Source organism: Enterobacter sp. WCHEn045836, assembly GCF_003965585.1.
Lineage (GTDB): Bacteria > Pseudomonadota > Gammaproteobacteria > Enterobacterales > Enterobacteriaceae > Enterobacter > Enterobacter dissolvens.
In genome coordinates this window covers 247,901-266,819 of the sequence record NZ_RXPT01000003.1, presented here as the reverse complement: position 1 = coordinate 266,819, position 18,919 = coordinate 247,901, and the positions used below count along the sequence as shown (strand labels likewise).

Here is an 18,919-nt window from a genome sequence, read left to right as displayed (position 1 = left end):
ATGGCGGCGGAACTGAGCGATGAAGAGATGATGCGCTATAACCGCCAGATTGTTCTGCGCGGTTTTGATTTTGATGGCCAGGAAGCGCTCAAGGCGGCCAGCGTGCTGGTCGTCGGCCTGGGCGGTCTGGGCTGCGCCGCCGCGCAATACCTCGCCGCGGCGGGCGTGGGCAAGATGACGCTGCTGGACTTTGATACCGTGTCGGTGTCAAACCTGCAGCGCCAGACGCTGCACAGCGATGCGACACTCGGCCAGCCGAAGGTGGACTCTGCCCGCGCAGCGTTAACGCGCATCAACCCCCACGTTCAGTTCACCCCGATTAACGCGATGCTGGATGACGAGGCGTTATACGCGCAGATCGCAAAGCACGATCTGGTGCTGGACTGTACCGATAACGTTGCCATCCGCAACCAGCTAAACGCCGGCTGTTTTACCCACAAAACGCCGCTGGTTTCTGGCGCGGCAATCCGCATGGAAGGACAGATCAGCGTCTTTACCTATGCTGAAGGCGAACCGTGCTATCGCTGTCTGAGCCGCCTGTTTGGTGAGAATGCGCTCACCTGCGTCGAGGCAGGCGTGATGGCGCCGTTAGTCGGCGTGATCGGGTCACTGCAGGCGATGGAAGCGATCAAAGTGCTGACCCGTTACGGTACGCCAGCGGCGGGGAAAATTGTGATGTATGACGCAATGACCTGCCAGTTCCGCGAGATGAAGCTGATGCGTAATCCGGGGTGTGAGGTGTGCAGCGGTTAAACCTCGTTGCGGCCTGATGCCCTCACCCCGGCCCTCTCCCACAGGGAGAGGGAGATAACGCGTCAGAGAGCCGTCTGTCCAAACGCCCCCTGCCAGTCCTGCTCAAACTTCACGATCGCCGCATCCACCGCCGGAGAGGTAATAAACTGCTGCGCCACGTCCAGCGGCAGCGTAATGGACTCACAGCCGGCCAGCAGGCAATCCAGCGCCTGACGCGGGGTTTTGAAGCTCGCCGCCAGCACTTTTGATTGCGGGGCATGCAGCGTCAGCAACTGCTGTAATTCCACAACGGTCTGGATCCCGTCTCCGCCCTGCGAATCCACGCGGTTAACGTAAGGCGCGACATACTCTGCCCCCGCCAGCGCGGACAACATCCCCTGTGCAGCACCATATACCGCGGTCCCCAGCGTCGGGATCCCTTCTGCTTTCAGCATTTTGATCGCCGCCAGCCCTTCCGCTGTCACCGGCACTTTCACCACCAGGTCGTTAATGATGGTACGCAGCTTACGCGCATCGTCCACCATGCCTTCGGCGGTGGTGGCCATCACCTGCGCGAACAGACGGCCTTTGCCACCCAGCGCGTCGTGCAGTTCTGGCAGCAGAACCTCAAGCGGCGTTTTGCCTGCCGCCACAATGCTGGGGTTGGTGGTTACGCCCGCCAGCGGGAAGATGCGTGCGAGCTTTTTCACTGCCGCAACGTCAGAAGTGTCGAGATAAAGTTCCATGATGTCGCCCTCAATTTTAGCCTGCACTTACCCTATCACGACAAAACCTGCTCAGGAGTTGACCTGCATCAAGATAACTTTCATTCGAAAGTAATTTAATCTTCATATGCAAGATGAGAGGCAAAATCATGATCTTCAATATTCAGCGTTACTCTACCCACGATGGCCCCGGGATCCGTACCGTGGTGTTCCTGAAAGGCTGCTCGCTGGGCTGTCGCTGGTGCCAGAACCCGGAAAGCCGGGCCCGCACGCGGGACGTGCTGTTTGATGCACGTCTTTGCCTGGACGGCTGCGATCTGTGCCAGCAGGCGGCACCGGCCTGTATCGAACGTGCGCTGAACGGGCTGGTCATCCACCGTGAGAAACTAGACGAACAGACGCTCACGGTCCTTACCGACTGCTGCCCGACGCAGGCGCTCACCGTATGTGGTGAAGTACGTCAGGTGGAGGAGATCATGGCGACCGTCCTGCGCGATAAGCCGTTTTACGACCGAAGCGGCGGCGGAATCACCCTCTCCGGCGGCGAGCCGTTTATGAACCCCGATCTGGCACTGGCGCTGTTTAAAGCCAGCCATGAACAGGGTATTCATACCGCCGTCGAAACCTGCCTTCACGTGCCGTGGCACTATATTGCACCTTCACTACCGTATGTCGATCTGTTCCTCGCCGACCTGAAGCATGTGGATGCAGAGGTGTTCAAACAGTGGACGGACGGCTCGGCAAAACGCATCCAGGACAACCTGAAACGCCTGGCGGCCGCCGGGAAAAAAATCATCATCCGCGTGCCGCTGATCCCGGGCTTTAACGCCGATGAAGCCTCTGTTACCGCCATTACCAATTTCGCCGCCGACGAACTGAACGTTCGCGACATTCACTTTCTGCCGTATCACACGCTGGGCATGAACAAATACACCCTGCTCGGCCAATCCTACTCTGCCCCTGACAAACCGCTGGATAACCCTGCGCTACTGGACTTTGCACAGCAGTATGCCTGCCAGAAAGGGTTAACCGCGACCTTACGAGGATAAAACGATGACTACCCTGAATCTCAACACCCTCAGCGAGCGCATTAAAGCGCACAAAATGGCTCTGGTGCATATCGTGAAGCCGCCAGTCTGTACCGAGCGCGCGCAGCACTACACTGAAATGTACCAGCAACATATGGATAAACCGATCCCGGTGCGTCGCGCGCTGGCGCTGGCGCATCATCTCGCGCAGCGCACCATCTGGATCCAACACGATGAGCTGATCGTCGGTAACCAGGCAAGTGAAGTGCGCGCCGCGCCGATCTTCCCGGAATATACCGTCTCCTGGATTGAGAAAGAGATTGACGATCTGGCGGACCGCCCCGGCGCAGGCTTTGCGGTCAGCGAAGAGAATAAGCGCGTCCTGCATGAGATCTGCCCGTGGTGGCGCGGCCAGACGGTGCAGGATCGCTGTTATGGCATGTTCACCGACGAGCAGAAAAGCCTGCTGGAAACCGGCATTATTAAAGCCGAAGGTAACATGACCTCCGGCGACGCGCACCTGGCGGTGAACTTCCCGCTGGTGCTGGAAAAAGGGCTCGACGGCCTGCGCGCTAAAGTGGCCGAGCGCCGCTCGCGCATCAACCTGACGGTGCTGGACGACCTGCACGGCGATCAGTTCCTGAAAGCAATTGATATCATGCTGGAGGCGGTAAGTCTGCATATCGAACGTTTCGCAGCCCTGGCGCGTGAGATGGCAGCTACCGAATCCCGCGTCAGCCGCCGCGACGAGCTGCTGGCGATAGCGGAAAACTGTGACGCGATTGCCCATGAACCGCCAAAAACCTTCTGGCAGGCGCTGCAGCTGTGCTACTTCATTCAGCTGATCCTGCAGATTGAGTCCAACGGCCACTCCGTGTCGTTCGCCCGTATGGACCAGTATCTCTACCCGTACTACCGTCGCGACGTAGAGCTGAACCACTGCCTCGACCGCGAGCACGCCATCGAGCTTCTGCACAGCTGCTGGCTGAAGCTGCTGGAAGTGAACAAGATCCGCTCCGGCTCTCACTCCAAAGCCTCCGCAGGCAGCCCGCTGTACCAGAACGTTACCATCGGCGGCCAGAAGCTGGTCAACGGTGAGCCGATGGACGCGGTCAACCCGCTCTCTTACGCGATTCTGGAGTCCTGCGGTCGTCTGCGCTCCACCCAGCCAAACCTGAGCGTGCGTTATCACGCAGGGATGAGCAACGACTTCCTCGACGCCTGCGTGCAGGTGATCCGCTGCGGCTTCGGCATGCCGGCGTTCAACAACGATGAAATCGTGATCCCGGAATTCATCAAGCTCGGCGTGGAAAAAGAAGATGCGTACGACTATGCCGCCATCGGCTGCATCGAAACCGCCGTAGGCGGCAAGTGGGGCTACCGCTGCACCGGCATGAGCTTTATTAACTTCGCCCGCGTGATGCTCGCCGCGCTGGAAGGCGGCCGCGATGCCACCAGCGGAAAAGTGTTCCTGCCGCAGGAAAAAGCGCTCTCTGCCGGTAACTTCAGCAATTTCGACGAGGTGATGACGGCCTGGGATACCCAGATCCGCTATTACACCCGTAAATCCATCGAGATTGAGTATGTCGTGGACACCATGCTGGAAGAGAACGTCCACGATATCCTCTGCTCGGCGCTGGTGGATGACTGCATCGAACGGGCGAAAAGCATCAAGCAGGGCGGCGCGAAGTATGACTGGGTCTCCGGCCTGCAGGTGGGGATTGCCAACCTCGGTAACAGCCTGGCGGCGGTGAAGAAACTGGTGTTCGAGCAGGGCGTCATCGGTCAGCGACAGCTGGCGGCGGCGCTGGCGGACGATTTCGACGGATTGACCCACGAGCAGCTGCGTCAGCGTCTTATCAACGGCGCGCCGAAGTACGGCAACGACGACGACAGTGTGGACATGCTGCTGACCCGTGCTTATCAGACCTACATTGACGAGCTGAAGCAGTATCACAACCCGCGTTACGGCCGTGGCCCCATTGGCGGTAACTACTATGCGGGCACGTCATCCATCTCCGCAAACGTGCCGTTTGGTGCAGCGACAATGGCGACGCCGGACGGACGCAAAGCGCACACCCCGCTGGCGGAAGGCGCCAGTCCGGCCTCCGGTACCGATCACCTCGGTCCAACGGCGGTGATCGGCTCCGTGGGTAAACTGCCGACCGAAGCCATTCTTGGCGGCGTGCTGTTAAACCAGAAGCTGAACCCGTCGACGCTGGAAAACGACAGTGACCGTCAGAAGCTGATGGTGCTGCTGCGTACCTTCTTCGAGGTGCATAAAGGCTGGCATATTCAGTACAACATCGTCTCACGCGAAACGCTGCTGGACGCGAAGAAACACCCGGACCAGTATCGTGACCTGGTGGTACGCGTCGCAGGCTACTCGGCGTTCTTCACCGCCCTGTCGCCGGATGCGCAGGACGATATCATTGCGCGTACGGAGCATACGCTGTAACGAAGTATCCCCTCTCCCACCGGGAGAGGGAGAAAAGACTAAAAACGGCAACGTCGGTTGCCGTTTTGCTTTTACTTTCGAATGAAATTAAATTTGTGCTCTCCGTCACCTTGTTATTAGAATGTTTCAAAACGCAGTGACCCAGGAGCACAGTATGACCGTTAAAGTTATCGTCACCGATATGGACGGAACTTTCCTTGATGATGCCAAGCAGTACGATCGTGACCGCTTTCAGGCACAGTTTGAGCAGCTTAAAGCCCGTAATATTGAATTTGTTGTCGCCAGCGGTAACCAGTATTACCAGCTCATCTCCTTCTTCCCGGAACTGAAAGATCAGATCTCCTTTGTGGCGGAAAACGGTGCGCTGGTCTTCGATCACGGTGAACAAATTTTCCACGGCGAGCTGACGCGTCATGAGTCGCAAATCGTTATTGGCGAACTGCTGAAAGACAAAGGGCTGAACTTTGTGGCCTGCGGTCTCGACAGCGCTTACGTCAGCGACCAGGCCCCGGAGGCGTTCGTGGCACTGATGTCAAAGCACTATCACCGCTTAAAGCGTATCAGCGACTATCGCGACATTGACGACGTGCTGTTCAAGTTCTCCCTGAACCTGCCGGACAGCGATATCCCGAATCTGGTCGATAAACTGCATGTCTCCCTGGACGGCATTATGAAGCCGGTCACCAGCGGCTTTGGTTTTGTCGATTTGATTATCCCCGGCCTGCACAAAGCCAATGGCATCAGCCGTCTGCTGAAACGCTGGAAAGTCTCCCCGCAGGAGTGCGTGGGTATTGGCGACAGCGGCAACGACGCGGAGATGCTGAAGCTGGTGAAATACGCCTTTGCGATGGGCAACGCGGCCGAAAGCATTAAAGCGGTGAGCCGCTACAGCACCGACGACAACAACCACCAGGGCGCGCTGAACGTTATTCAGGCGGTGCTTGATCACCACTCTCCGTTCGACGCCTGATTCCCTTCCTGCCGGAGCCGCGCTCCGGCCCCCCTCACTCTTTTTCCATCCTGTGCTACCCGTCAAGTTTTTAAACTTGCATTAACCAATTTTTAACTTAAAGTATCACTTGTAGACATTTTTACTTTCGAATGAAAGATGCGAGGCAATTATGACGTTTACCAGTGAAACTTTGCCGGCGGATCACAAAGCCGCAATCCGTGAGATGAAGCGCGAGCTACGGGCGCAAATCGGCGATGTGCAGGCGGTGTTCGATAAGCTCAGCGATACCATCGCGACCCGCGTGGCGGAAATTAACGCCCTGAAAAACAAAGGCGAGCCCGTCTGGCCGGTGATCCCGTTTGCGAATGTGAAAAATGGCACCATCACATCCGCGCAGCGCGAGGCGATCAAACGCCGGGGTTGCGCGGTGATCAAAGGTCATTTTCCGCGCGAGCAGGCGCTGGCATGGGATCAGTCAATGCTCGACTACCTCGATCTCAACCAGTTTGATGAAGTCTATAAAGGGCCCGGCGATAACTTCTTTGGTACCTTAACGGCGTCTCGCCCGGAGATTTACCCTATCTACTGGTCACAGGCGCAAATGCAGGCGCGCCAGAGTGAAGAGATGGCGCAGGTGCAGTCGTTCCTGAACCGTTTATGGACATTCGAGAGCAACGGCAAGCAGTGGTTCGACCCGGACGTCAGCGTGATTTACCCGGATCGCATCCGCCGCCGTCCGCCGGGAACCACCTCGAAAGGGCTGGGCGCGCATACCGACTCCGGCGCGCTGGAGCGCTGGCTGCTTCCGGCTTATCAACAGGTCTTCGCCCGCGTCTTTGACGGCAACGTCGATAAGTACGATCCGTGGAACGCCGCGCACCGTACCGAAGTGGAAGAGTACACCGTGGATAACACCACCAAATGTTCGGTGTTCCGCACCTTCCAGGGCTGGACGGCGCTGTCGGACATGATCCCGGGCCAGGGGCTGCTGCACGTGGTGCCAATCCCGGAAGCGATGGCTTATATTCTGCTGCGTCCATTGCTGGATGACGTGCCGGAGGACGAACTGTGCGGCGTCGCGCCGGGGCGCGTTCTGCCGGTGTCAGAGAAATGGCACCCGCTGCTTATCGAAGCGCTCACCAGCATTCCGGCGCTGGAGGCGGGTGATTCGGTGTGGTGGCACTGCGATGTGATCCACTCCGTCGCGCCGGTTGAGGATCAGCAGGGCTGGGGCAACGTGATGTACATTCCTGCCGCGCCAATGTGTGAGAAGAACCTCGCCTACGCGAAGAAGGTGAAAGCGGCGCTGGAAACCGGGGCATCACCGGGTGATTTCCCACGCGAGGATTATGAAAAAACCTGGCAGGATCGCTTTACCGTGGCCGATCTCAATATCCACGGCAAGCGTGCGCTGGGCATGGCTTAACTGTCGTACAGCCCTTCCCGCTCAACGGCGGTGCGTCGTTTGCCCTGACGTATCCGCCGGACCGATTCCCGCACGGTCAGGGCGCCGTTAAGCAACAATGTTCCCACCGGCGCCTCCGGGCGCATCAGCCGCTGCTGGAGCATATGCACCGCTTCGGTGCCCAGCTCATCGCGTGGAACATGCACCGCGGTTAACGGTACATCCTGAATCGCCGCCAGATTAAAGCCGTCAATGCTCATCACCGAAATATCCTGCGGTACGCGCAACCCCTGTTTTTGCAGGGCGCTGATGGTGCCCGCCGCCATAAAGTCGCCCCCCACCAGAAACGCGGTAGGCAAATCTTTTCCCTGCATGTGGATCAGCCAGTCGGTGACCAGTTGCTCCGTTTCGCGTGCGCTGAAGCTCGGCGCCACCAGCAAATCGCGTTTATCGTTGAACGTCAGATTGTGTGACTGCCACGCATCGCGGATCCCGGCGAGGCGCAGCTCCATGGTGTAACGCCGCAGGCAAAGCACGTTCATCACCTCACGGTGCCCCATTTCAAACAGATAGTCCGCCGCCCGCTCGCCAATGGCCCGATGGTCCGGTGCGACGGCAGGCAGGCGCATATGCCGGTCACGGCAGTTAATCAGCATGCAGGGTTTACCCACATCTACCGCCAGATCGTGGATATGCGGATCGTCAATGCCGAGGAGGATGGCGGCCTGGGTGTCCGGCTCATTCATTCGCGCCAGAAACAGCTGGGCGTCGCTGTCGTTCTCCTCCAGCGCGCAGTAGCGCAGACGCACATCGTACGAGGCCAGACCTTTGCTTACGCTCTGGATCACACGGTAGTAAAAGATGTCAGACCGCTCGTCAAACGCGCGCTGTGGGGCGAACACAACAAGACTGTTGAGCAGCAAACGGCCCGCAGCCATTCCGTCCAGCACCCCCAGCTCGCGCGCGCATGCCAGCACCTTCGCACGTGCTTTTTCACTGGTGTTCGCCTTCCCGGCCAGGACCCGCGAAACGGTGCTGATGGAGAGCTGGGTCCGGGCGGCGATTTCGGTGATTTTTAGCCTTTTGTCCATTTTGTGATCTGGCTCCATTTGCGAAATGACAAAATTTTCATAGCGTGAATATCAGGCAATAGCTGATGTCAAAGCCATGATGCCAAATGATGATGTTCAGTTATGAGAAATTTTGCACAAAATCCACTATTGCCCACTCATTTTCTCCCTTAAGGTGAACTTGTCACACAACTTCCATACTAGTTGTATAGCAACTTAAGCATTCTAAACGGATAGAAATCAAAGGCATAACAAACTGTGTGACACCTGAACCTCCGTCCCCTTACCGTCCGTCTTGTGGAGAGTAAAATGAGTCAGGACATTAATAACACCGTTGCGGCAAGCAAAACCCGTCGCGTCATTAAAAACCTGCGCTGGTATGTACTGGTGCTGTTCTTACTTGGCGTCACCGTTAACTACATCACCCGAAACTCACTTGGGATCCTCGCCCCGGAACTGAAAGAGAGCCTCGGGATCACCACCGAGCAGTACTCCTGGATTGTCGGGGCATTCCAGATCGCCTACACCATTTTCCAGCCCCTGTGCGGCTGGCTGATCGACGTGATCGGCCTGAAAATTGGCTTTATGGTCTGCGCCGGGATTTGGGCGCTGATGTGTATCTTCCACGCGGGTGCCGGAAGCTGGCTGCACCTGGCGATCCTGCGCTTCTTTATGGGCGCCTCTGAAGCCGCCGCCACGCCCGCAAACGCCAAAACCATTGGTGAATGGTTCCCGAAATCGGAACGTCCTGTGGCCGCCGGCTGGGCCGGCGTGGGCTTCTCCATCGGCGCGATGCTGGCCCCGCCTATCATCTACTTCGCGCACGCCTCGTTTGGCTGGCAGGGTGCGTTTATGTTTACCGGCGTGCTGGCGCTGCTGTGGGTGATCCTGTGGTGGGCGTTCTACCACAACCCGGAGCAGCACCCGAACCTGAGCAAGGACGAACTGGCGTTTATCAAGCAGGATAACGAGCCGCCTGCGGTAAAACTGCCCTTCCTGACCGCGCTGAAAACCGTCTCAAAAAATAAACGCTTCTACGGTATCGCCATCCCGGCCTTTATGGCTGAACCGGCCTGGGCGGTACTGAGTTTCTGGGTGCCGCTGTATCTCGCCAAGGAGCACGGCATGGACCTGAAGCAGATCGCGATGTTTGCCTGGCTGCCGTTCCTGGCCGCCGATCTCGGCAGCGTGGCGAGCGGTTACCTCACCCGTCTGTATACCCGCCTGTTTGGCTGCTCCCGCGTCAACTCCGTGGTGGCAAGCTCCGTCACCGGCGCGTTCCTGATGATCTCTCTGGCCGTCGTCGCCATTACCCGCGACCCGTACATCACCATCGTGCTGATCTCCATCGGCGGTTTCGGGCATCAGATCATCTCCTGCATGCTCAGCGCGCTGGTGGTGGAGTCGTTCGATAAAGGCCAGATGGCGACCGTTAACGGTATGCGCGGCTCGGCGGCGTGGATCGCCAGCTTCCTGTTCTCGCTGTTGATTGGTGTGACCGCCGACAAAATCGGCTTCAACCCGCTCTTTATTGCCATGGGTTTCTTTGACCTGATTGGCGCTGTTTTCCTGGTGGCATTTATTGCTGAACGTCGCGCCAAGCGCGCCTGATAGTGGATGTATTGCATATGAAAACCCTGAAAAACTGGACCGTCGATAAGCAGTCGGCCAACCATCTGGAACTGCTGGTGGATAACCAGCACCGCCTGTGCCTGTATGTGCTGGAAGAGAACCTGTTCCGCGTACTGATCAAACGTAAAGGTGAACTGGCGCTGGACCGCACCTGGAGCATTGCGCCGGAAGAAGATGTGCCGTGGGAAGGCCGTCGTCGCGACGATCTGAGCGGCTTCACCTGCCCTGCCTGGATCCTAAGCCAGCAGGATGAGGGGCTGACAATTGCCACCGAACAGCTGCGCGTGACCGTTCATCAGCCGCTGTGGCTGGAGTGGCACTATCGCAATGACGCCGGTGAATGGCAGCCGCTGGTCAATGACCGCCCGACCAGTGCCTATCTGTTGAACGCTCACGGCGACGGGGTGGCGCATTACCTGAGCCGTCGCAAGGACGAGCGTTTTTACGGCCTGGGTGAGAAAGCAGGCGACCTGCAGCGCAACGGTAAGCGCTTCGAGATGCGCAACCTCGACGCCATGGGCTACAACGCGGCCAGCACCGACCCGCTGTACAAACACATCCCGTTTACCCTTACCCGCCGCGATGATGTGAGTTACGGCCTGTTCTACGACAACCTGAGCAGCTGCTGGCTGGATCTGGGCAACGAGATTGATAACTACCACACCGCCTATCGTCGCTGGCAGGCGGAAGCGGGTGATATCGATTATTACCTCTTTACCGGCAAACGGGTGCTGGACGTCACCAAAGCCTTTGTGCGCCTGACCGGGAAAACGCTGTTCGGGCCAAAGTGGAGTCTGGGCTACAGCGGGTCGACCATGCACTACACCGACGCGCCGGACGCACAGAACCAGCTGATGAACTTTATTCGCCTGTGCGAAGAGCATGCGATCCCGTGCGACTCGTTCCAGCTCTCGTCGGGTTATACCTCGATCAACGGCAAGCGCTACGTCTTTAACTGGAACCACGACAAAGTGCCGCAACCGAAGGTAATGACCCAGGCATTCCACGACGCGGGGCTGCGGCTGGCGGCAAACATCAAGCCGTGCCTGCTGCAGGACCACCCGCGCTACAGCGAAGTGGCGGAAAACGGCCTGTTCATTCGTGATTCAGAAACCGACGCGCCAGAACGCTCCAGCTTCTGGGATGACGAAGGTTCCCACCTCGACTTTACCAACCCGCAGACGGTGAAATGGTGGCAGGAAGGGGTCACCACGCAGCTGCTGGAGATGGGGATCGACTCCACCTGGAACGATAACAATGAGTACGAAGTGTGGGACGGCGAAGCGCGCTGTCATGGTTTTGGCAAGGAAATCGCCATCAAACACATCCGCCCGGTGATGCCGCTGCTGATGATGCGCGCCTCGCTGGAAGCGCAGCAGGGGTTTGCCCCGGAAAAGCGCCCGTATCTGATCTCCCGTTCCGGCTGCGCCGGGATGCAACGTTACGTTCAGACCTGGAGCGGCGATAACCGCACCAACTGGGACACCCTGCGCTATAACATCCGCATGGGGCTGGGTATGAGCCTGTCCGGGCTGTTTAACGTTGGCCATGACGTCGGCGGTTTTTCTGGCGACAAACCCGACGCCGAGCTGTTTGTCCGCTGGGTGCAGAACGGCGTGATGCACCCGCGCTTTACCATTCACTCCTGGAATGACGATCACACGGTAAACGAGCCGTGGATGTATCCGGGCGTCACCCCCGCTATTCGCGGTGCCATTGAGCTGCGCTATCGTCTGCTGCCGTATCTCTACACCCTGCTCTGGCAGGCACATGCTGACGACGAACCGATGCTGCGCCCAACCTTCCTCGACCACGAACACGATGCGCAGACCTTTGAAGAGTGCGACGAGTTCCTGCTGGGCCGTGACCTGCTGGTGGCAAGCGTGGTGGAGGCCGGACAGCGCGAGCGCCGTCTCTGGCTGCCGGATAACGAAACCGGCTGGTACGATTTTTACACCCACGCGTGGTACGCGGGCGGGCAGTGGATCGCCCTGGATGCGCCGCTGGAAAAACTGCCGCTGCTGGTGCGCGCCGGGGCCGGTCTGCCGCTCAGCGAACGCATCACTCACGTCAGCGCGGAAAAAGACGACACCCGCGAGCTGAAGCTGTTCCCGGTCAAAGGCGTGGGCACCAGCACCGGTCTGCTGTTTGAAGATGACGGTGAAAGCTGGGGCTATCAGAACGGCAATGCGCTGTGGGTGGAGTGGGAAATGGTGTGCGATGGGGCGACCATCGACCTGAAGGTCAATCCGCGCGGGGATTATCGTCCGGCGTGGAAAGCACTGAAGGTGTCATTACCGGCGGGGGAAAAACGTACGCTGCGGGTGAATGGTGTTGAAGGGAGTGAGTGGGTGGTGTAGTGCGGCCTGATGCCCTCACCCTCTCCCACCGGGAGAGGGAATAAAAGCACTACATCTTTCCCTGAGTATTTCGCGCTGCAGGAAGGCGGCAAACCAGTGAATCCCCGGGAGCTTACATAAGTAAGTGACCGGGGTGAACAGGTGAAGCCAACGCATCTGCAGCGTGAAAGACGACGGGAAATTAGCTTTCGATACCTTTACTGCGCAGATAATCTTCATAGTTACCGGTGAAGTCCACCACGCGCTCTGGCGTAATTTCAATCACGCGGGTCGCCAGCGAGCTGACGAACTCACGGTCGTGAGAAACGAAGATCAGGGTGCCCTGATACATCTCCAGCGCCATGTTCAGCGATTCGATAGATTCCATATCCAGGTGGTTGGTGGGTTCGTCCATCACCAGAATGTTCGGTTTTTCCATCATCAGCTTGCCGAACAGCATACGGCCCTTCTCTCCACCGGAGAGCACTTTGGCAGGCTTCTTGATGTCGTCCTGGCTGAACAGCAGACGCCCCAGAATACTGCGCACCGCCTGCTCATCGTCCCCTTCCTGCTTCCACTGGCTCATCCAGTCGAAGACGGTCAGGTCGTTTTCAAATTCATACTCGTGATCCTGCGCGTAATAACCAATTTGCGCGTTTTCGGACCATTTCACGCTCCCGTTGTCCGGCTGCAGTTCGCCGACCAGGGTTTTCAGCATGGTGGATTTACCCACGCCGTTGGCACCCAGAATGGCGATCTTCTCACCCACTTCCAGCAGCAGGTTGAAGTTTTTAAACAGCGGGCCTTCATCAAAACCTTTGGTAAGGGCTTCCACTTCCAGCGCGTTACGGAACAGTTTCTTGTCCTGCTCGAAACGGATGAACGGGTTCTGACGGCTTGAAGCTTTAACCTCTTCCAGCTTGATTTTGTCAATCTGGCGGGCACGCGATGTTGCCTGACGGGATTTAGAGGCGTTGGCGCTAAAGCGGCTGACGAAGGACTGCAGGTCCGCAATCTGCGCTTTCTTCTTGGCGTTATCCGCCAACAGACGTTCACGCGCCTGGGTGGCCGCCGTCATGTATTCGTCGTAGTTGCCCGGGTAAACGCGTAGCTCACCGTAGTCCAGATCCGCCATGTGCGTACACACCATGTTCAGGAAGTGACGGTCGTGCGAGATGATGATCATGGTGCTGTCACGGTCGTTGAGCGTCTGCTCCAGCCAGCGGATGGTGTCGATGTCCAGGTTGTTCGTCGGTTCATCGAGCAGCAGAATGTCCGGGTTAGAGAACAGCGCCTGCGCCAGCAACACACGCAGCTTCCAGCCGGGTGCCACTTCGCTCATCGGGCCGTAATGCTGTTCGACCGGAATGCCCACGCCCAGCAGCAGCTCGCCCGCACGCGCTTCTGCAGAGTAACCGTCCATTTCGCCGTATTGCGTCTCCAGATCGGCCACTTTGTAACCATCTTCTTCGCTCATTTCGGCCAGCGCGTAAATACGATCGCGCTCCTGCTTCACTTCCCACAGCTCCGCGTGCCCCATGATCACGGTGTCGAGCACGGTGAACTCTTCGAAGGCGAACTGATCCTGACGCAGCTTACCGATACGCTCGTTAGGGTCGAGCGACACGTTGCCAAGCGTCGGCTCCAGATCACCGCCGAGGATCTTCATAAAGGTGGATTTACCGCTACCGTTGGCACCAATCAGGCCGTAACGGTTGCCGCCGCCAAATTTGACGGAAATGTTTTCGAACAGCGGCTTACTGCCAAACTGCATAGTGACGTTGCTGGTAACTAACACGGGGAGATTCCTGCGAAAAGTGTGATAAACACGGCATTATGCCACAATTCCGAATTGAGATCCCGTGTTGCGACGCTCCGCTAAACTTTAACAAAATCGAAAAAAATGTGATTTCGTACACATCTGAATTCCCTGTTAGCGGGAATGCACATATAATGCGCTCCCATCACAGATTCAGACTTATCAACTCACGCCTGAATGGCTTAGATACCTCGCACAACATGAACATGAAATTAACAACGCTTTTTGCGGCGGCGTTAGCCGTAGTAGGTTTTTGCAAAACCGCTTCTGCGGTGACTTATCCGCTGCCGACAGACGGTAGCCGTCTGGTGGGTCAAAACCAGGTGGTGACGGTGCCTGAGGGTAACACCCAGCCGCTGGAGTATTTCGCAGCACAGTACCAGCTGGGCCTGTCTAACATGCTGGAAGCGAACCCGGGCGTTGACCCGTATCTGCCAAAAGCGGGTACCGTTCTCAACATCCCTCAGCAGCTGATCCTGCCGGATACCGTTCATGAAGGTATCGTCATCAACAGCGCGGAGATGCGTCTCTATTACTACCCGAAAGGCACCAACACGGTAATCGTGCTGCCAATCGGTATCGGTCAGCTGGGTAAAGATACCCCGCTGAACTGGACCACCAAAGTTGAACGTAAGAAAGCAGGCCCAACCTGGACCCCAACGGCGAAAATGCACGCGGAATACATCGCGGCAGGTGAACCGCTGCCAGCCGTGGTTCCGGCAGGCCCGGATAACCCAATGGGTCTGTACGCCCTGTACATCGGCCGCCTGTACGCCATCCACGGTACCAACGCTAACTTCGGTATCGGCCTGCGCGTCAGCCACGGCTGCGTGCGTCTGCGTAACGACGACATCAAATTCCTGTTCGAAAACGTGCCGGTCGGTACCCGCGTCCAGTTCATCAACGAACCGGTTAAAGCGACCTCTGAGCCGGATGGCAGCCGTTACATTGAAGTGCACAACCCGTTGTCCACCAGCGAAGACCAGATCAACAATAACGAAATCGTTCCGATCACCCTGAACAGCGCGGTGCAGTCCGTGACCTCTCAGCCGGACGTGGAAACGACTATCGTTGACCAGGCTGTGCAGAACCGTTCCGGTATGCCGGTGCGTCTGAACTAATCGCGACGCAGCGAAAAAAGCGGGCTTCGATGCCCGCTTTTTTTTATCCATTATTCACGATCACAATCCCGCCGTGGTCGTAACGATAATGACAGTGCGCATACTCCAGCGGCGTGCCGTCTTCCAGATAGATCACCTGCTCCACCTCCAGCACCGGGTCGCTCTCCTCGCAGACCAGATGCTGCATATCCAGCGCATTCGGCTTTAGCGCCCGCACCACGCGGTACGATCCCATAATTTTCAGCCCCAGCGTCTCCTGCACATAGCGAAACACCGAGCTTTCAAGATGGCTTTTGTTCAGGCCGGGCACCAGATTAAGCGGCATTACGGTCGCGTCCAGCGACATGGGTTCACCGTTAAGCAAACGCAGACGAATGAAGTCATAGACCGGCGTATCGGCATTGATCATCAGCGAGGCTTGCTCTTTGTCGTTCGGGAAGCGCAGTTCAAAATGCACCACCTGGCTCGTTACCGTGCCCAGATGCTCCCAGGTTTTGGTCGCGCCAAAGTAGTCGCTGCCGGAGAGATCCCACTGCGACAGCTGAAGAAAGTTTTTGCGGATGAACGTCCCCTGCCCCTGACGGGTATACACCAGCCCTTCGACGATCAGCTGACGCATGGCCTGCTGAATGGTCATCCGGCTGGTATTGAACTCCGCCGCCAGCGCGAACTGGTCCGGCAGCGGTTCATTGGCGGCATACTGCTGGCTGATGATGCGTTTTTTAATTTCACGCGCTATGGTGATGTACTTCGCCGCCATCGTCCTTCCTTCTGTTTAATGTTCTATCCCGCTGTTTTTCAACGCCACTCGCTCGGCAATTTTGAGGAAAGGCAGGTAGAAGAATACACCAAATACGATGATTGCCAACTGCACCACCACCGCCCGCCAGTCCCCCGCCGTTGCCAGCCAGGCGCTCAGAATTGGCGGCGTAGTCCACGGGATCATCACCACGCAGCGCGACATTAATCCCAGCGTGGTACAGATCCAGGCGAAGTAAATGCCGATGGCGGGCAACAGGACAAACGGGATCATTAAAGGCAGGTTAAACACAATCGGCAGGCCGAAAATCACCGGCTCGTTGATGTTGAACAGACCCGGTGCCAGCGACAGACGTGCCACCTGTTTCGCCGATTGTTGCCGCGAGAAGATAAAGATGGCGATCAGCAGCGATATCGTGCTGCCCGTGCCGCCCACCATGCCGAACGTCGGCACGAAGATGTTATTGATGATATGCGGGATGGGCTGACCGTTGGCGAAGGCCAGCATGTTCTCGTTGGTGTTAATCAACAGGAACGGCTCCAGCACCACGCTGTTGACTACCGACTGATGAATACCCAGCGTGAAGAGGAAGTTACCGAAGCTGTAGATAAAAATTGTCCCCGGCAGGCTGGTATTGATGAGCCGCAGCGGCTGCTGAATAAAGGTGGTGATCAGGTGAATCAGATCCGTGTGCAATACGTTCGCCAGCAGCGCGGCGAGAACGGCAAACAGTGAGAGCGTCAGGATGGTCGGGATCAGGGCGGTAAAAGATTTACTGACCGCCGGCGGCACGTTTTCCCCCAGTGATATTTGCAGCGCCTTGAGCCGCGAAATGGCGATAAACAGCTCCGTCGAGAGCAAGCCAATCAGCACCCCGGCGAAAATCCCGGTCGAACCAATGTTGGCGAAGGTCAGCACCTGAGTGACATTCACCGTGGTGTCGCTGCCGACGGGCGTGAGCTGCAGACGCATCGGCATCATGATAATAAAGCTGCTGACAGCGATAACCACTGCCGAGACCGGATTGTCGAAATCCTTGTTGCGCGCCAGCGACCAGGCAATCATCGGCGCCAGCAGCAGCGCGGCGATATTCAGCGTGCCATTGATGATCGCCTCGCCCCATACCTTGAAGTGCGTGAGCGTGTCGCCGTCAAAAATCCATGGGAACACCACATTGTTCACCAGCACCGCCAGTCCGGCGAGGATGAAAATCGGCATCACCGTGGCGAAGGCATCGCGCAGGGAGCGAAGATGCACCTGGTTTGCCAGGCGCGCCGAGAACTCAACAAATTTATCGACAAAGGACTGCATATGCGGTGTGATTTTTGTTTCAGACATAGCGGATAGTTCCCATCAATCAGTCACAAAAACGGCCCGGCAGCGTACGGCTTACATCTCGCGTCCGTTGGTATGGATAACCTGTTTTAACCACGCGTAGCTCTTCTTCGGCACGCGTTTCAGGTCCTTCAGGTCGTGGTTTTCACGGTTGACATAGACCACGCCGTAGCGCTTACGCATGTCGCCCTGGGAGCTCAGAATGTCGATCAGCCCCCAGCCGAGATACCCCATCACCTCTGCGCCATCCTCGAATATGGCGGCTTTCATGGCCTCGATATGCGCCCGGTGATAGTCGATGCGGTAGGTATCCTCAATCGGGTTCACGCCATCCCAGGATTCAATTACGCCAATGCCGTTTTCAATCGGGAACACCGGCATGCGCCAGTCGTTGGCGTAGCGGGTGATGATGGTGCGAAAACCGAGCGGATCGATCTGCCAGTTCCATTCGGTGGCTTTCAGGTACGGGTTATTTTTATCGCCGTGCAGCAGGTAATTGTTCACCGGGGTTCCCTGCGGAATGGCATCGCTGTCCAGCGTTTTACTGGCGTAGTAGCTGAAGGCCATAAAGTCGTTTTGGGTTCTTGCGAACAGGGCCAGATCCTCGGCACGGTAGATATCGCCAAATCCTTCCTGCTCCACCACCGCCATCACTGCCGGGCTATAGCCCTGGCCGGCAAAGACGCGCAGCAGGTTCTGGTTGAGGAATTCGTCATACTGCTGGGCACAGAAGATATCGCGTGGTTTGCAGGTGGCCGGATAAACCAGCTGGTGCGCCAGCATACCGCCCATCAGCTGACCTGGCCGGGTCTGATGCAGGTACTCGGTCAGCGTCATATGCGCCACCATGGTGTGATGCTGCAACTCGTACAGCTCGCGCAGGGTTTTCTCGCCTTTCATGTAGCCGGAAATGCGGAATGCTTCCGGCATATGGAAGATGTTCTGCTCGTTGAAGGTCAGCCAGTATTTCACCCGGTCGCCGAAGCAGTCGATCATTTTTTTGCCATAGCGGATAAAGGCCTCCATGACGCGACGATCGTTAAAACCGTTGTACTCCTGCGCCAGCGCCAGCGGCATATCGAAGTGATAGAGGCAGATCATCGGCTCGATACCGCGGGCGATGAGATCGTTAATAAAGCGGTCGTAAAAGGCGATGCCCTCATCGTTGAACTCGCCGTCGCCCTGCGGACAGACCCGGCTCCAGGAGATTTGAAAGCGGTAGCAGTTCATGCCCAGATCCTGCATCAGGTCGAAATCATCCCGGTAGCGGTGGTAGGAATCGGTCGCCACTTTCCAGTCGGAGATGTTTTCCCCCGCTTCGCGAATGTCGTACACCGACATCCCCTTCCCGCCCTCATTCCATGCCCCTTCCGTCTGCATGCTGGATACCGAGTTGCCCCATAAAAAGTTGGCTGGCAGTGATTGATTCATGGTCTCTCCCTATATGACTAGTCATTTAAATTTCATGACTAGTCATATAGGCGAAGATGTAAAAGCGATCAAAGAGGAGGATGGAATTTTGTGAGCAGAGCGGAAAAAAAAG

At 57.2% G+C, this 18,919-nt stretch carries 14 protein-coding genes; 8 read left to right on the top strand and 6 right to left on the bottom strand.

The window, feature by feature from the left end:
- A complete protein-coding gene (moeB, locus tag EKN38_RS05640) occupies positions 1-753 on the top strand; it encodes a molybdopterin-synthase adenylyltransferase MoeB (protein ID WP_014831200.1) in 753 nt (250 codons plus the stop codon).
- Between the two features lie 62 nt (positions 754-815).
- Here moeB and fsa read toward each other — a convergent pair whose 3' ends face one another.
- Entirely contained in the window at positions 816-1,478 is a 663-nt protein-coding gene (gene fsa / locus EKN38_RS05635) for a fructose-6-phosphate aldolase (protein WP_014831199.1), read from the bottom strand.
- A 128-nt stretch (positions 1,479-1,606) separates the two neighbouring features.
- On the opposite strand from fsa, the gene EKN38_RS05630 reads away from it, so the two are divergent.
- The 4 genes from EKN38_RS05630 to EKN38_RS05615 all read left to right on the top strand — a co-directional run bounded on the left by EKN38_RS05630 (position 1,607) and on the right by EKN38_RS05615 (position 7,321).
- Positions 1,607-2,506, top strand: coding sequence for a glycyl-radical enzyme activating protein (locus EKN38_RS05630; RefSeq protein WP_014831198.1), 900 nt, complete (start codon positions 1,607-1,609; stop codon positions 2,504-2,506).
- A 4-nt stretch (positions 2,507-2,510) separates the two neighbouring features.
- Entirely contained in the window at positions 2,511-4,943 is a 2,433-nt protein-coding gene (locus EKN38_RS05625; RefSeq protein WP_014831197.1) for a formate C-acetyltransferase/glycerol dehydratase family glycyl radical enzyme, read from the top strand.
- 154 nt (positions 4,944-5,097) lie between these two features.
- Complete coding sequence (locus tag EKN38_RS05620; RefSeq protein WP_126521791.1) at positions 5,098-5,913, top strand: Cof-type HAD-IIB family hydrolase; 816 nt, start codon at positions 5,098-5,100, stop codon at positions 5,911-5,913.
- A 151-nt stretch (positions 5,914-6,064) separates the two neighbouring features.
- A complete protein-coding gene (locus tag EKN38_RS05615) occupies positions 6,065-7,321 on the top strand; it encodes a DUF1479 domain-containing protein (protein ID WP_014831195.1) in 1,257 nt (418 codons plus the stop codon).
- Here EKN38_RS05615 and EKN38_RS05610 read toward each other — a convergent pair.
- Positions 7,318-8,391, bottom strand: a complete 1,074-nt coding sequence (locus EKN38_RS05610; protein ID WP_014831194.1) for a LacI family DNA-binding transcriptional regulator — start codon at positions 8,389-8,391, stop codon at positions 7,318-7,320. The genes EKN38_RS05615 and EKN38_RS05610 overlap by 4 nt on opposite strands.
- A 288-nt stretch (positions 8,392-8,679) precedes the next feature.
- Here EKN38_RS05610 and EKN38_RS05605 point away from each other — a divergent pair, with 288 nt between their 5' ends.
- Together EKN38_RS05605 and EKN38_RS05600 are read left to right on the top strand one after the other, a co-directional pair.
- Positions 8,680-9,981 (top strand): MFS transporter, encoded by a 1,302-nt coding sequence (locus tag EKN38_RS05605; RefSeq protein ID WP_014831193.1) that lies wholly within the window; start codon positions 8,680-8,682, stop codon positions 9,979-9,981.
- Between the two features lie 17 nt (positions 9,982-9,998).
- A complete protein-coding gene (locus EKN38_RS05600) occupies positions 9,999-12,362 on the top strand; it encodes a TIM-barrel domain-containing protein (RefSeq protein ID WP_126521789.1) in 2,364 nt (787 codons plus the stop codon).
- 181 nt (positions 12,363-12,543) lie between these two features.
- Here the strand turns inward: EKN38_RS05600 and EKN38_RS05595 are convergent, their stop codons facing one another.
- The gene (locus EKN38_RS05595) at positions 12,544-14,139 is read right to left on the bottom strand and encodes an ABC-F family ATPase (protein WP_014831191.1); all 1,596 of its coding nucleotides are present in this window, start codon (positions 14,137-14,139) and stop codon (positions 12,544-12,546) included.
- 221 nt (positions 14,140-14,360) lie between these two features.
- Here EKN38_RS05595 and ldtB point away from each other — a divergent pair, with 221 nt between their 5' ends.
- Complete coding sequence (gene ldtB / locus EKN38_RS05590; RefSeq protein WP_014831190.1) at positions 14,361-15,281, top strand: L,D-transpeptidase; 921 nt, start codon at positions 14,361-14,363, stop codon at positions 15,279-15,281.
- A gap of 43 nt (positions 15,282-15,324) precedes the next feature.
- Here the strand turns inward: ldtB and EKN38_RS05585 are convergent, their stop codons facing one another.
- The 3 genes from EKN38_RS05585 to EKN38_RS05575 are packed head-to-tail and all read right to left on the bottom strand — an operon-like array spanning position 15,325 to position 18,807.
- Positions 15,325-16,041, bottom strand: coding sequence for a GntR family transcriptional regulator (locus tag EKN38_RS05585; protein ID WP_046888100.1), 717 nt, complete (start codon positions 16,039-16,041; stop codon positions 15,325-15,327).
- Positions 16,042-16,056: 15 nt separating this feature from the next.
- Complete coding sequence (locus tag EKN38_RS05580; protein ID WP_014831188.1) at positions 16,057-17,379, bottom strand: PTS sugar transporter subunit IIC; 1,323 nt, start codon at positions 17,377-17,379, stop codon at positions 16,057-16,059.
- Between the two features lie 51 nt (positions 17,380-17,430).
- Positions 17,431-18,807, bottom strand: a complete 1,377-nt coding sequence (locus EKN38_RS05575) for a glycoside hydrolase family 1 protein (RefSeq protein ID WP_014831187.1) — start codon at positions 18,805-18,807, stop codon at positions 17,431-17,433.
- Positions 18,808-18,919: the final 112 nt, after the last annotated feature.

What these genes read in the sequence shown, in the direction of transcription:
- moeB (WP_014831200.1), top strand. Translation starts at nt 1, where the DNA reads ATGGCGGCGGAACTGAGCGATGAAGAGATGATGCGCTATAACCGCCAG.
- fsa (WP_014831199.1), bottom strand. Translation starts at nt 1,478, where the DNA reads ATGGAACTTTATCTCGACACTTCTGACGTTGCGGCAGTGAAAAAGCTC.
- EKN38_RS05630 (WP_014831198.1), top strand. Translation starts at nt 1,607, where the DNA reads ATGATCTTCAATATTCAGCGTTACTCTACCCACGATGGCCCCGGGATC.
- EKN38_RS05625 (WP_014831197.1), top strand. Translation starts at nt 2,511, where the DNA reads ATGACTACCCTGAATCTCAACACCCTCAGCGAGCGCATTAAAGCGCAC.
- EKN38_RS05620 (WP_126521791.1), top strand. Translation starts at nt 5,098, where the DNA reads ATGACCGTTAAAGTTATCGTCACCGATATGGACGGAACTTTCCTTGAT.
- EKN38_RS05615 (WP_014831195.1), top strand. Translation starts at nt 6,065, where the DNA reads ATGACGTTTACCAGTGAAACTTTGCCGGCGGATCACAAAGCCGCAATC.
- EKN38_RS05610 (WP_014831194.1), bottom strand. Translation starts at nt 8,391, where the DNA reads ATGGACAAAAGGCTAAAAATCACCGAAATCGCCGCCCGGACCCAGCTC.
- EKN38_RS05605 (WP_014831193.1), top strand. Translation starts at nt 8,680, where the DNA reads ATGAGTCAGGACATTAATAACACCGTTGCGGCAAGCAAAACCCGTCGC.
- EKN38_RS05600 (WP_126521789.1), top strand. Translation starts at nt 9,999, where the DNA reads ATGAAAACCCTGAAAAACTGGACCGTCGATAAGCAGTCGGCCAACCAT.
- ldtB (WP_014831190.1), top strand. Translation starts at nt 14,361, where the DNA reads ATGAACATGAAATTAACAACGCTTTTTGCGGCGGCGTTAGCCGTAGTA.
- EKN38_RS05585 (WP_046888100.1), bottom strand. Translation starts at nt 16,041, where the DNA reads ATGGCGGCGAAGTACATCACCATAGCGCGTGAAATTAAAAAACGCATC.
- EKN38_RS05580 (WP_014831188.1), bottom strand. Translation starts at nt 17,379, where the DNA reads ATGTCTGAAACAAAAATCACACCGCATATGCAGTCCTTTGTCGATAAA.
- EKN38_RS05575 (WP_014831187.1), bottom strand. Translation starts at nt 18,807, where the DNA reads ATGAATCAATCACTGCCAGCCAACTTTTTATGGGGCAACTCGGTATCC.